Source organism: Clostridium intestinale (assembly GCF_035905475.1).
GTDB classification, from domain to species: domain Bacteria; phylum Bacillota; class Clostridia; order Clostridiales; family Clostridiaceae; genus Clostridium_T; species Clostridium_T intestinale.
On record NZ_CP121166.1, the window covers coordinates 1465310 to 1477992 of the forward strand.

At 30.7% G+C, this 12683-nt stretch carries 15 protein-coding genes; 2 read left to right on the forward strand and 13 right to left on the reverse strand.

Annotation, left to right across the window (positions count from 1 at the left end; translation table 11 throughout):
* Positions 1 to 10: 10 nt before the first annotated feature.
* The 9 genes from P8F83_RS07580 to pta all read right to left on the reverse strand — a co-directional run bounded on the left by P8F83_RS07580 (position 11) and on the right by pta (position 6440).
* A complete protein-coding gene (locus tag P8F83_RS07580; RefSeq protein WP_197283172.1) occupies positions 11 to 106 on the reverse strand; it encodes a DUF4044 domain-containing protein in 96 nt (31 codons plus the stop codon).
* A gap of 126 nt (positions 107 to 232) precedes the next feature.
* Positions 233 to 1264, reverse strand: coding sequence for an elongator complex protein 3 (locus P8F83_RS07585; RefSeq protein ID WP_326514116.1), 1032 nt, complete (start codon positions 1262 to 1264; stop codon positions 233 to 235).
* Complete coding sequence (gene rnc, locus P8F83_RS07590; RefSeq protein ID WP_286906387.1) at positions 1257 to 1946, reverse strand: ribonuclease III; 690 nt, start codon at positions 1944 to 1946, stop codon at positions 1257 to 1259. The genes P8F83_RS07585 and rnc overlap by 8 nt, the downstream gene beginning before the upstream one ends.
* Positions 1947 to 2044: 98 nt before the next feature.
* Positions 2045 to 2278 carry an acyl carrier protein gene (gene acpP, locus P8F83_RS07595; protein ID WP_021802133.1) on the reverse strand — a complete coding sequence of 78 codons (234 nt, stop codon included), beginning with the start codon at positions 2276 to 2278 and terminating at the stop codon, positions 2045 to 2047.
* A gap of 112 nt (positions 2279 to 2390) precedes the next feature.
* Entirely contained in the window at positions 2391 to 3383 is a 993-nt protein-coding gene (plsX, locus tag P8F83_RS07600; RefSeq protein ID WP_326514117.1) for a phosphate acyltransferase PlsX, read from the reverse strand.
* A gap of 53 nt (positions 3384 to 3436) precedes the next feature.
* Complete coding sequence (gene rpmF / locus P8F83_RS07605; protein WP_021802135.1) at positions 3437 to 3619, reverse strand: 50S ribosomal protein L32; 183 nt, start codon at positions 3617 to 3619, stop codon at positions 3437 to 3439.
* A 2-nt stretch (positions 3620 to 3621) separates the two neighbouring features.
* A complete protein-coding gene (locus tag P8F83_RS07610) occupies positions 3622 to 4128 on the reverse strand; it encodes a YceD family protein (protein WP_326514118.1) in 507 nt (168 codons plus the stop codon).
* 96 nt (positions 4129 to 4224) lie between these two features.
* Positions 4225 to 5415 (reverse strand): acetate kinase, encoded by a 1191-nt coding sequence (locus P8F83_RS07615; RefSeq protein ID WP_238904470.1) that lies wholly within the window; start codon positions 5413 to 5415, stop codon positions 4225 to 4227.
* 23 nt (positions 5416 to 5438) lie between these two features.
* Complete coding sequence (gene pta / locus P8F83_RS07620; RefSeq protein WP_238904468.1) at positions 5439 to 6440, reverse strand: phosphate acetyltransferase; 1002 nt, start codon at positions 6438 to 6440, stop codon at positions 5439 to 5441.
* Positions 6441 to 6649: 209 nt separating this feature from the next.
* Between pta and P8F83_RS07625 the strand changes: the two genes are divergently transcribed.
* Complete coding sequence (locus P8F83_RS07625; protein ID WP_326514119.1) at positions 6650 to 7882, forward strand: nucleotidyltransferase; 1233 nt, start codon at positions 6650 to 6652, stop codon at positions 7880 to 7882.
* 40 nt (positions 7883 to 7922) lie between these two features.
* Positions 7923 to 8960, forward strand: a complete 1038-nt coding sequence (gene ylbJ / locus P8F83_RS07630; protein WP_326514120.1) for a sporulation integral membrane protein YlbJ — start codon at positions 7923 to 7925, stop codon at positions 8958 to 8960.
* Here the strand turns inward: ylbJ and P8F83_RS07635 are convergent.
* The 4 genes from P8F83_RS07635 to recG form a co-directional block, all read right to left on the reverse strand.
* Positions 8950 to 9489, reverse strand: coding sequence for an ATP synthase subunit B family protein (locus P8F83_RS07635; RefSeq protein ID WP_315114888.1), 540 nt, complete (start codon positions 9487 to 9489; stop codon positions 8950 to 8952). The genes ylbJ and P8F83_RS07635 overlap by 11 nt on opposite strands.
* Before the next feature lie 12 nt (positions 9490 to 9501).
* Complete coding sequence (gene coaD, locus P8F83_RS07640) at positions 9502 to 9984, reverse strand: pantetheine-phosphate adenylyltransferase (RefSeq protein ID WP_238904462.1); 483 nt, start codon at positions 9982 to 9984, stop codon at positions 9502 to 9504.
* Position 9985: 1 nt separating this feature from the next.
* Positions 9986 to 10543 (reverse strand): 16S rRNA (guanine(966)-N(2))-methyltransferase RsmD, encoded by a 558-nt coding sequence (rsmD, locus tag P8F83_RS07645; protein ID WP_073015952.1) that lies wholly within the window; start codon positions 10541 to 10543, stop codon positions 9986 to 9988.
* 66 nt (positions 10544 to 10609) lie between these two features.
* Positions 10610 to 12643 (reverse strand): ATP-dependent DNA helicase RecG, encoded by a 2034-nt coding sequence (gene recG, locus P8F83_RS07650; RefSeq protein WP_326514121.1) that lies wholly within the window; start codon positions 12641 to 12643, stop codon positions 10610 to 10612.
* Positions 12644 to 12683 lie beyond the last annotated feature (40 nt).

Here is a 12683-nt window from a genome sequence, read left to right on the forward strand (position 1 = left end):
ATAGCACTCCTTACCTTAAAACCATTGGAAGTAAACCAATTAAGAAAGTAATAATAATAAAAATAACTAATATATATTGAGCTTTTTCTCTAGTTTTCTTTTTCATTATAAACACTCCATTCTTTAATAAGTTTAAATTAATCTAATAAAAAAGTAAATATTAAACAATAGTATTTAAGCCCTTTGGCTAACCATAGGGCTTAAATTTCTAAATTTCTACGTTTGTAAATTTCTAAATTTCTAAAAGTTCATTAAATTCCTGAGCTTTAATAAAAAGGGTTCCCCTTTTTATATTTTCATTAACAGCTACATTTATATTTTTAAATTCTTTTTTCATTTCATTAAAATATGTTTTTTTATTTGCATAAAGTTTAGATAAATCTCTTGGATTTATTTCTATAGTTATATCCGCTCCCATTTCATACTTTTTAGAAATCAGCTTATCTTTTATCATCTTGCTTTCTACAAGCTCTCTAAAGGCTGGATGGAATGGACCTGCTATCATATCTTTTCCCTCAGTAATATTATCGGTAGGTTGTAGACCTATTCTTATAACCTGAACATTATTATTTTTATAATGTTCATAAACTTTTCCTATTACTTCAACAGCATCCTCTAAAGAATATGGTTTATAGATCCCTCTATTATACATAAGCTCCATAGGAGTATCTTTTATAACTAAGGCTGGATATATTCTTGCAATATCAGGTTTCATCTCTATGGATTTTAAAACGGATTTAATATCCTTTTCAAAAGTATCATGAGGTAAACCTATCATAAGTTGATGCCCTAAAATAAATCCATATTCCTTTATTAATTTAGAGGCTTTTTCAACATCACAAACATCATGACCTCTTCCGGAATATTTTAAAACCTCTTCATCTAATGATTGAACTCCTAGTTCAATAATATCTACTCCGTATTCTTTTAAGTAATCTAATATGTATGTGCTTATATAATCAGGTCTTGTACTTAATCTAATATATTTTATGTAACCTTTATCCTTATAACCCTTAGCTACACTAAGAAGTTCTTTTTGCTTCTCCTCTTTTATAGCTGTAAAAGTTCCTCCAAAAAAAGATACTTCAACTGTCGAGTTTTTATAATCTATAGTTGTTAGATATTCCTCTATTATAGAAACAGCAGTTTCTCTAGTAACTTGCTCTTCCTTGCCTGTTATCTTTGACTGATTACAAAACACACAGTCATGAGGACAACCTTCGTGAGGAACAAATAGTGGGATTATATAATGTTTTTTACTCATGGTCATCCCCCAAAACACTTAAAGCATGTTTAGCTGCATTTTGCTCAGCCTCTTTTTTTGAATAACCTTCTCCATACCCCATGTCTTCACTATTAATAAGAACCTTAGTGAAGAATTTTCTCCTGTGAGGAGGCCCTTCAAATTTTATAAGATCATAGCTTATATCAATTTCACCCTGTTTTTGAAGAAGTTCTTGCAACTTTGTTTTAAAATCTAAAACAATTTCATTTTTAATAGCCTTTTCTATTATATCGTTAAAATTATTAAGGATGAATTCTTTAGCAAATTCAATTCCCTTATCTAGATATATAGCAGCTATTACCGCTTCTACACAGTCTGCTTGCAATGCTGTTCTTTCTCTTCCGCCAGTCATCTCTTCCCCTTTACTCATCTTAATAAAGTTTGAAAGACCTAAACTTTGTGCTACTTGAAATAAAGAATTTTCGCATACAATTAAACTTCTAATCTTTGTTAACTCACCTTCACTTTTGTCTTTGAACTTTTTATATAAATATTCAGTAATAGTTAGCTGTAAAACGGCATCTCCTAAAAACTCCAGTCTTTCGTTGTGCTCAAAATTCTTATACTGGTGAGCGTAAGAAGAATGGGTAAATGCTGTGTCTATTAGCCTCTTGTTTTCAAAAACAATTCCATTTCTAACTTCAAAGTCTCTTATATTCATAAATATCTCTCCTTGAAGTTTATTCTTCAATTTGCTGAATTAACAAATTCAAGAATAAACTAGATTAAAATTAAAATCCCGCCATAGCGGGATATTGTTTATTCTTCAGTTTGTGATTTAATATAATCTACTACATCACCAACAGTTACAAACTTTTCTGCTTCTTCGTCTGGTATTTCCATTTCAAGCTCATCTTCTAATGCCATAATTAGCTCAACTATATCAAGTGAATCTGCACCTAAGTCTTCTATAAATGATGATTCTTTTGTTATATCGTCTCCATTAACACTTAGCTTATCAGCTATAATTTCTTTAACTTTATCAAACACCATAAATATCACCTCCACTTCTGTCTATTTAGATAATATTATATATAGATTTGCACGTCAATATTCTATATTTTAAATATGATTTTTTTTGCTAATAATTAAGTAAATTGCTTTATTATTTCTGAATTTCTAATTTAATCTTATTTAAAATATCATTTTCACAGAAAATTTTTCCTTGCCTAATAGCATTTTTGAAGGCTCTGCCATCAGAACTTCCATGAGCTTTTATACATACACCATCAACACCTAAAAAAGGTGCACCACCTTCTTCTTTATAATCAAAACGTTTTTTAATAGTTTTAAACACTGGTATTAAAAATACTGCTCCTATTTTACTTAACAAAGATGAGTTTATTTCGTCCTTTATTATTCCTAACAAAGTAGATGCAACCCCTTCATAAGTTTTAAGTAATGTATTTCCAACAAAGCCATCACAAACTAGGACATTTACGTCTCCTTTTGAAGCCTCTCTTGGTTCAACGTTTCCTATAAAGTTAATAGGCATATCTTTTAAAAGAGGATATGCGGCCTTTGTAAGCTCATTTCCTTTTCCTTCTTCTGTTCCTATATTGACTAATCCTACTGATGGGTTGGTTACACCCATAACATTTTTATAGTATATTTCTCCCATTAAAGCAAATTGAGGCAGATAATGAGGTTTTGAGTCAACATTAGCTCCTGCATCTACCACCATAAAACGTCCGTTTTTGCCTGGCATAATAGGTGCAAGTACAGGTCTCTCTATTCCCTTTATTCTTCCTACAATCAATGTACAACCTGCTAAAAAGGCTCCTGTACTTCCTGCTGAAATAATTCCATCACACTCTCCACTTTTAACTAAGTTAAGAGCTTTTACTAAACTAGAATTTTTTTTCTTTCTAAGAGCCATAACCGGATGTTCATCTGGTGTTATGACTTCAGTACAATCAACAATTTTAAGTCTATTCTCATCATAGGTATAATTAGATAATACTTCTTTTATTTTTTCTTCTGGTCCAGTTATGTATATTTGTTCTATGTCTTTAAATTCGTTTAAAGCCTCAACTACACCTTCAACAACTGCTTTAGGAGCATCGTCTCCGCCCATACCATCAACAACAAATTTCATAAATTACACCTCTTTTATTTGTATATAAAGAAAAGAAAGTCATATGACTTTCTTTAGTTTTCAGAAGCAACAACTTCTTTTCCTTTGTAATATCCGCATTTTTTACATACTCTGTGAGCAAGTTTCATTTCATGACATTGTGGACATTCAACTATTCCAGGAGCACTTACTTGGAAAGTTTGCGCTCTTCTTGAATCTCTTTTAGCTCTATAAGTTTTTCTAGCTGGATTTCCCATTATTACACCTCCTTATCAGTGAAAAAGCTTTTTAAGACTTCTAGTCTAGAATCAACTTCCAAATTCTCGCAATTACATTTATGATGATTTAAGTTAATTCCACAACTGTGACAAAGACCTTTACAACTCTCACTGCAAAGTCTCTTAATAGGCAAGGTTGATATAATACTATTTATAACTACTTCAGCGATATCTATGACATCACCTTCTACAAGGATAATATCCTCAGTCTCTATAGTAGATTTATTTGTAAACTTTTCATTTAAAGTAGTATCTACCTCAAATGAAAAGTTTTCTAAACACCTTGAACAAGAATCTTCTAAAACAGTATTAACCTTTAGGTTAAGTTCTAAAATATCCTCAAATGCCTTCATTTCACCATGAATACTTATATCTTTTAATGGAGTTATTAAACCACCCTCAAATTCAAAAGGTTCTTGATGAATTTCACAGTTAATTTGTTTTTTCTTTTCTCTCTTACTAAAGATTTCTGAAAGTTTAATTATCATAACTTCACCCACACTCCTTAGTAATATATTTCAACATAACCACAATTTATTATATAGAGGCAACTAATAAAAGTCAAGTAGCTTAAGGTAAATATTTTATACTAAAGCTAATGTATCTTTAGCTATCATAAGCTCTTCATTAGTTGGGATAACAAAAGCTTTAACCTTAGATCCTTCTTTTGTTATCTCTGCAAGTTTTCCTCTAACCTTATTTTTTTCTTTATCAAAATCTACTCCAAGGAATTCAAATCCTTCTAGTATACTTTCTCTCATTTCAACTGAATTTTCTCCAACTCCTGCTGTAAATACTATGGCATCTACACCACCCATAATAGCAGCATATGAACCTATATATTGTTTAACTCTATAAACAAACATATCTAAAGCAATGTTAGATCTATGTTCTTTTTTATTCCATGCAGCATCTTCTACATCTCTAAAGTCAGAACTAACTCCTGATACTCCTAAAACTCCTGATTTTTTGTTTAGTATATCATCAACTTCGCTAGCTGAATATCCTAATTCTTTTATTAAGTAAGTAACTACAGCTGGATCCATATCCCCAGTTCTTGTTCCCATAACTAATCCTTGAAGAGGAGTAAATCCCATACTTGTATCTACTGATTCACCATTTTTAACTGCAGAAACAGAAGCTCCATTTCCTAAGTGACAGTTTACGATTTTCAATTCTTTTATGTCTTTTCCCATAGCTTCAGCAGCCTTCATTGATACATACTTATGTGATGTTCCATGGAAGCCGTATTTTCTTATATGATGATCTTTATATAATTCATATGGAAGTGCATAAAGATATGCTTTTTCTGGCATAGTTTGGTGGAATGCAGTATCAAATACTCCAACCATTGGTGTGTTTGGCATTAAAGCCTTACATGCATTTATTCCTATTATGTTTGGTGGGTTATGAAGTGGTGCTAATTTTGCACATTCTTCTAACTGTTTCATTACATCTGCATCTATAACTACAGATGCAGCATATTTTTCTCCACCATGAACAACTCTATGTCCTACAGCTTCTATTTCATCCATAGATTTAATTACACCATGATCTTTATCAACTAATGCAGCAAGCACAAGTTTTATTGCATCTTGATGATCTTTCATAGCTTCTTCAACTATATATTTTTCTCCATTAGCCTTTTGAGTTAATATAGATCCTTCTATCCCTATTCTCTCAACTAGACCTGTAGCTAAAGCTTCTTCTGTTTTCATATCTATAAGTTGATATTTTAATGAGGAACTTCCACAGTTTATAACTAATATGTTCATTTTATTTCTCCTTTATTTCACTATTATTTTGTACTTTGAGCTTGAACAGCCGTTAAGGCAACAACATTTACTATATCTTCTGAGCTACATCCTCTAGATAAGTCATTTATAGGTTTTGCAAAACCTTGACAAATAGGTCCTATAGCTTCAGCATTAGCAAATCTTTGAACTAATTTATATCCTATATTTCCTGCTTGTAAATCTGGGAATATTAATACATTAGCTCTACCTGATACTGGACTGTTAGGTGCTTTTTGCTCTGCAACTTTTTGAACTATAGCTGCATCTAATTGCATTTCTCCATCAATTAATAAATCTGGTCTTAACTCTTTTGCTTTTGCAGTTGCATTTCTTACCTTATCTACAACTTCATGATCTGCTGATCCCATTGTTGAAAATGATAGCATAGCAACTCTTGGATCTATTTTGCAAAGATTTTTTGCTGTATCAGCTGTAGCTATAGCTATAGCTGCTAATTGATCCGCATTTGGGTTTGGGTTAACTGCACAGTCTGAGAATAATAACATTCCTTCTTCGCCGTATTGTGAACCTGGTACCATCATGATAAAGAAACTTGATACTACTGAAACTCCAGGTGCAGTTTTTATTATCTGAAGACCTGGTCTTAATAAATCTCCAGTTGTGTGTACTGCTCCTGAAACCATTCCATCTGCATCATTTAATTTTACCATCATAGTTCCAAAGTATAATGGATCTCTAACTATCTTATCAGCTTTCTCCATTGTCATACCTTTACTTTTTCTAATCTCGTAGAAAGCAGTAATATATTCATTTAGTTTAGATGAAGTATCTGGATCTTGTATTTCAACACCCTCCAAATTAACTCCTAAACTTTCGGCTTTCTTATTTATTTTATCAAGGTTGCCTACAAGAACAACATCAGCAAGTCCTAGCTCATGTATTCTTTGAGCTGCAACTACTGTTCTATCCTCGTCTCCTTCTGGAAGCACAATTCTCTTTCTATCTGCCTGTGCTAATCCCCATATTTTTTCCATAAGTTCCATGTTCATTTCTCCTTTCAATAGCCACACTGTACTACACACTTACTAATATACTCCTAATTGGCAACACATTTCAACATATAAACATCAAAAAACCCCTATAAACCATATAGTTTAACTATTGTCAAAAGTATCAATTTTCAAACAATTTACTTCTCTTTTGTATTTTAGCCATTATTTAAGGTATAATACATTTTGAGAGAGGTGGATAAATGAACATTGCAGGTATAATAACAGAATACAATCCTTTTCATTTAGGACACAAGCTCCATTTAGATACAACTATAAGTTTATCTCATTGTGATGGGGTTATTTGTGTTATGAGTGGTAATTTTATGCAAAGAGGTGAACCAGCCTTCATAGATAAGTGGACTAGAGCGGAAATAGCTTTAAGAAATGGAGTAGATTTAGTTATAGAACTTCCTACTGTATTTGCTTTATCTTCTGCAGAATTTTTTGCCTTTGGCTCAGTTTCATTATTAGATTCTTTAGGAGTTGTAAACTCAATATGTTTTGGAAGTGAAAGTGGCGATGTTTCTATCTTAAAAGAGATCTCTTCACTACTTACCGATGAGTCTCTAGAGTTTAAAAGCCTTCTAAAAGAAAAACTTAAAAAAGGTGAATCTCTTACAACTTCAAGAAGCAAAACTGTATTAGAAATTTTGTCTAAATCTAATGGTAGCATTAACTTAGATGAATTAGATAAAATACTTAATTCCTCAAATAATATCTTAGGAATTGAATATATTAAAGCTATAAATCGCCTTAATAGCGGTATAACTCCTCTTACTTTTAAACGTAATGGAGGTAGCTATAACTCAAAAATTCTAGATAATAATATTTCCTCAGCAACTTCTATACGGGAGTTTCTTAAAACTCATGGAAATCTAGAAGATTTATATAATCATTTACCTTCTGAAACTTATAAGATGCTTCATAATTTATTTAAAGAAAATTATGATTTTGTAGATAAAGAAAAAATATTTTCTTTCCTAAAATATAAATTAACAACATCTTCTAATAGGTTAAAAGATATCCCAGATGTTAAAGAAGGGCTAGATAATAAGATTTTAAAGGAATTTATACAAGCTAAAACCTTAGACGATCTTATTATGAATGTAAAAAGCAAAAGATATACTTACACTAGAATCAGTAGAATACTTTCTCAATTCTTTTTAGGTTTTGAAGAATACCCTATAGAGTCTCTAAGAACATCAAGACCTGATTATGCTAGAGTACTTGGTCTTAATAAAAGAGGTGCAGAAATTCTTAAAGAGATAAAAAAGCACTCTGACTTAGAAATAATTAATAAAGTACCTAAACACCCAAATACTATGCTTTCTATGGATATTAATGCTACCAATGCCTATAGCCTTATATGTAAATCTATTAATTTTAATGATGACTATAAAAAATCACCTATAATAATTATGGATAATTATTGACTTTACTTAATATAAATACTATATAGCAGGAGGTAATCTTATGTATAGTGTTTATATTTTATTTTTTATAATTATCCTTCTTTGTATTTCTTTAGTAATACAGATAAAAGGAAAAATAACCTTATTTCCAACTATTTTGATTTCAATATTAATATTATATTTTCTTTTAAATCCTAAATCTTGTATCGATGCATCATTATCTGGAGCTAAACTATTTGTACAGGCCGTTCTCCCTACCATATTGCCTTTTATGGTTTTATGCAACCTCCTTATAGCCTATGGCGGTATTGACATCTATAGCAAGCTTTTGGGCCCTTTATTATGCTCCCCACTAAAACTTAGCAAAAATGCTAGTTTTCCACTAATAGCAAGCATAATTTGTGGGAACCCCTTAGGTGCAAAGTATTCAACAGATGCCTACGAACAAAATTATTATGATTACGAAGAGTATACTAAAATGATTTCCATAGCTTCTAATACCGGTCCATTGTTTTTAATAGGTTCCGTTGGCAATGTAATGCTTGGTGATAAAAACCTTGGTTATATCCTTTTAATAAGTGGATATTTATCAATGTTCTTAATGGCATTAATAACTTCTGATAGCAAAAAAACTTTAAAAGAAAAAAAGCTAGTCCCTCAAAATAAAGTTATTAAAAACTTTGGGACTAACTTAAAAGATTCAATTGAAAATGCTGTATTAACTTCTATTAACGTAGCTGGTTACATCATGATATTTTCAGTAATAATATCTATTTTCAATAATTCAACATTTTTTAATGAAAGCATAAAAAATATCAGTTCCCTTTTTAATATTTCTTCCGACCTTATAAAAGGACTGCTTTTAGGAATGATTGAAATTACTAATGGCTCCAGCATCATAGCTAATAGTACCTTATCAACAGTATCAAAGGTATCATTAATAAGTTTTATATGTTCTTTTAGTGGTTTATCTGTTATGGCACAAGTAAGCTCTTTTTCTTCAAAATATAAAGTTTCTATGACAAGATTTTGTATGTATAAATTACTTCAAGGAGTAATATCCTTGTTTATCACTTATATAATCTTTATTATTTCATAGTTCTAAGTTCTTTTATATTTTCTTTTATAGTAGTTCCTATACCATCTAAAGAAGTATCAAGAGACACAGCAAAGCCTTCTACGGATGTTTTTAATGCATTCATTAAGGCTTCTTTTCTTGTTTCTAATTGCCTATCTACGTCGCATAAAAGCTCATCTGCATAATCTCTTGCACCAAGTCTTATAGACTTAGCTTCTCTTTGTGCTTGAGCGATAATCTCTTGAGCTTTAACCTTTGCTTCTCTTACAAAATCATGATTTTCTACATTTTTTCTCATAAGTTCGCTGGTTTCTTTTCGAGCCTCTTCAAGCTCTTTACCAGCTTCTTCTAATATTCTTTCCCTCTCATTAACAACCCATTGAGCTTTCTTAAACTGATCTGGAAGATAGTGAACTATTTGCTCTATAACATCTAAAACTTCTTTTTTATCCAAAACTACTTTACCTGTGATAGGCACTTTTGCAGAATTTTCCACCATATCTTGAAGATATTCTAATAATTCAACAATATTAACATCCATCTTCTCCATCTTTACACTCTCCTACTCCCTTTTAATTTTTAATAAGATATCCTTTATTATTTCATCTGGAACTAGTCCCTCAATACACCCACCAAATTTAGCTACTTGCTTTACAGCTGTAGAACTTAAATATGAATACTTACCCGAAGTCATCATAAATACAGTCTCTACTTCTGGATCTAGTTTATTATTCATAAGAGCCATCTGAAACTCATACTCAAAATCAGCAACTGCTCTTAATCCTTTTAAAATAACACGTGCATTTTCATGCTTCATAAAATCTATTAATAAACCTTCAAAACATTTCACTTCAACATTAGGGATATGTTTAGTTACTCTCTTAATTAACTCTACTCTTTCGGAATAATCAAAAAGTCCCTTTTTTTCAACATTAACCAAAACTCCAACTATTAATTTATCAAAAACTTTAGCGCCTCTTTCTATAATGTCTAAATGTCCTTTGGTTATAGGGTCGAAGCTGCCTGGGTAGACCCCTATTCTCATGTTACTCCTCCACAAACTTATAGAAACATACTGTTGTATTTCCATACTTTCTTTCATTTATTAGTTTTATATCTTTATAGCCTTGACAGATTTCCTCACTGGTATCTATTTTAGTAACTACAATACCATTATCGTCTAGCATATTTCTTTCTTTAACTATCTCTAGTGCTTTTGGAATCATATCCTTTAAATAAGGTGGATCTATAAATATAATATCAAAAACTTTCTTTTTATCCGCTAAGTGATTTAATGCAGAATAAGCATCAGTATTTAAAGCATGACAAAAATCTTCAAACCTTAAATTCTCTATATTCTTTTTTAATATAGGAAATGTTACAGGGCTTTTATCTACTAAAAATACCTCTTTAGCTCCTCTACTTGCCGACTCTAATCCTAAGGATCCAGTTCCTGCAAATACATCAACTACAGTTGCATCAATTATGTATCCTTGTATCATATTAAACATAGCTTCCTTAATTCTGTCTAAAGTCGGTCTAGTTTCATCTGTTGCGGGAGAAAGTAATTTATGTCCTCTTCTTTTTCCTGCTATAATTCTCATATAATAACCTCCTCCTAATTACTTCCTTAACATTTTATCATATAGCTTTATAATCTACAATTTAATTTAATTAAAACAAATGTATTTAGAACTTCTTTTTAAATTTTTAAGAATTTCGTTACATAAATTTGTATATTCAGGTTCTGTAGAAAGAACTGCTTTTTTTGCTTCCATGTTAGCATATTTAAGAATATCCATATCCTCAACTATATTGGCAAGAACTAAACCATCTTCACCACTTTGCCTAACTCCAAACATCTCTCCAGTTCCTCTTATTTTAAGGTCCTGCTCAGATATATAAAAACCATCATTACTTTTAACCATTATTTCCATTCTTTTTTTAGTAACAGGATTATTGGCTTTTCCTATAAGAAAACAATAGGATTGATATTCTCCTCTTCCTACTCTTCCCCTAAGCTGATGAAGCTGTGCTAATCCAAATCTCTCAGAGTTTTCTATTATCATTATAGAAGCATTAGGTACATTTACTCCAACTTCAATTACTGTTGTAGACACTATTATCTTAGTTTCATTATTTTTAAAATCTTGAATTATATCCTCTTTTTCTTTTGAAGTCATCTTTCCATGAAGCATTTGGACTTTAATGTCCTTAAATATGTCACTTGCCAGTTCATTATATACCTTTTCAACAGAATTTAACTTAATTTCATCATTTTCATCTATAAGAGGACATACAACATAACACTGACGCCCCTTTAATATTTCTTCTCTAACTCTATTATAGGCAAGCATTCTATTATTATCAGAGAAAAATTTTGTTTCTATAGCTTTTCTTCCTGGAGGAAGCTCATCTATTATAGAAATCTCTAAATCTGAATATAAATATAATGCAATGGTTCTTGGTATAGGAGTTGCACTCATAACTAAACAATCAACTTCCTGTCCTTTATTTATAAGCCTACTTCTTTGCTCTACACCAAATCTGTGTTGTTCGTCTGTAACTATAAACCCAAGATTACTAAACTCAACATCATCTTGTATTAAGGCATGAGTTCCTATAACCATAATAGGTTTATCTTCTTTTATTTTTTCCTTTATTCTAAGCTTCTCTTTATTGGGTGTGCTTCCTGTTAATAGCTCTATTTCAACATCAAAATCTTTAAAAAGCTTAGTTGCTTCAACATAATGCTGTTTTGCAAGTATCTCTGTTGGTGCCATTAACACCACCTGATAGCCATTTCTATAAACATTAAACATGGCTATTAAAGATACTATGGTTTTTCCACTACCTACATCTCCTTGGATTAACCTATTCATAGGTGATGGCTTTTTCTGATCTAATAAAACCTCTCTTATAACCTTACTTTGTGCATTAGTTAAGCTATATGGTAAAGATTCCTTTAAAAGAGCTAATTCCTCTGACATTTTAAACTCAATTCCTTTAGAAGATTTTTTTAGATGATATTTAAGCATCATAAGCTTCAAGGAATAAGTGAAAAGTTCTTGAAATTTAAGTCTTATTATTGATTTTCTTAAATCCTCTTTATCATTTGGAAAATGTATATTTCTAATACTAAAATCTAAGGATTCTAGCTTATATTTTGAAATAATCTCTAAAGGTAAGTTTTCCTTAATATCAATAGATTTAAATATTTCACTTATAAGTTTTATTATAACTTTATTATTAAGATCACCTTTTAAGGGATATACAGGTATTATTTCAGCCTTTAGAGCTTCTACAGGAGTTATTATAGGGTTTATTGTCTCAAGTCCCCCATTTACCTTTTTATATCTCCCCATAAGATTATATGAGTTTCCAAGTATAAAGTTCTTTTTTATATATGGTTGATTAAACCATATTCCAGTAATTTTTATATCATTATAACTAAACTCTATAGTGGTCATTCTTTTTCTACTTTTAGACATATAATCACTTTTAAAAGCTACAACCTTACATGTTAAAAGCTGTTTTTCTTTTTCATCAATCTCTTCATATTTACTATTACCATTTATGAATTCATAATCTCTTGGAAAATATAAAAGCAAATCCAGAAGTGTATAGACACCACATTTATTTAGTTTTTCCTTTAATTTAGGCCCAACACCCTTTAAAGAAGAGATTTCACTATATAAATTCATTTTTACCTCCACTTTACAAAGAAAAAAGCGACTAAAGTCG

Excerpts from the sequence above, each read along its gene's own strand:
- rsmD (WP_073015952.1), bottom strand. The coding sequence starts at position 10,543 with ATGAGAATTATAGCAGGAAAAAGAAGAGGACATAAATTACTTTCTCCC.
- pta (WP_238904468.1), bottom strand. The coding sequence starts at position 6,440 with ATGGAACTTATGGAAAAAATATGGGGATTAGCACAGGCAGATAGAAAG.
- acpP (WP_021802133.1), bottom strand. The coding sequence starts at position 2,278 with ATGGTGTTTGATAAAGTTAAAGAAATTATAGCTGATAAGCTAAGTGTT.
- P8F83_RS07610 (WP_326514118.1), bottom strand. The coding sequence starts at position 4,128 with ATGATAATTAAACTTTCAGAAATCTTTAGTAAGAGAGAAAAGAAAAAA.
- recG (WP_326514121.1), bottom strand. The coding sequence starts at position 12,643 with ATGAATTTATATAGTGAAATCTCTTCTTTAAAGGGTGTTGGGCCTAAA.
- P8F83_RS07625 (WP_326514119.1), top strand. The coding sequence starts at position 6,650 with ATGAACATTGCAGGTATAATAACAGAATACAATCCTTTTCATTTAGGA.
- plsX (WP_326514117.1), bottom strand. The coding sequence starts at position 3,383 with ATGAAATTTGTTGTTGATGGTATGGGCGGAGACGATGCTCCTAAAGCA.
- P8F83_RS07585 (WP_326514116.1), bottom strand. The coding sequence starts at position 1,264 with ATGAGTAAAAAACATTATATAATCCCACTATTTGTTCCTCACGAAGGT.
- P8F83_RS07635 (WP_315114888.1), bottom strand. The coding sequence starts at position 9,489 with ATGGAGAAGATGGATGTTAATATTGTTGAATTATTAGAATATCTTCAA.
- rpmF (WP_021802135.1), bottom strand. The coding sequence starts at position 3,619 with ATGGGAAATCCAGCTAGAAAAACTTATAGAGCTAAAAGAGATTCAAGA.
- coaD (WP_238904462.1), bottom strand. The coding sequence starts at position 9,984 with ATGAGAATAGGGGTCTACCCAGGCAGCTTCGACCCTATAACCAAAGGA.
- P8F83_RS07580 (WP_197283172.1), bottom strand. The coding sequence starts at position 106 with ATGAAAAAGAAAACTAGAGAAAAAGCTCAATATATATTAGTTATTTTT.
- rnc (WP_286906387.1), bottom strand. The coding sequence starts at position 1,946 with ATGAATATAAGAGACTTTGAAGTTAGAAATGGAATTGTTTTTGAAAAC.
- ylbJ (WP_326514120.1), top strand. The coding sequence starts at position 7,923 with ATGTATAGTGTTTATATTTTATTTTTTATAATTATCCTTCTTTGTATT.
- P8F83_RS07615 (WP_238904470.1), bottom strand. The coding sequence starts at position 5,415 with ATGAACATATTAGTTATAAACTGTGGAAGTTCCTCATTAAAATATCAA.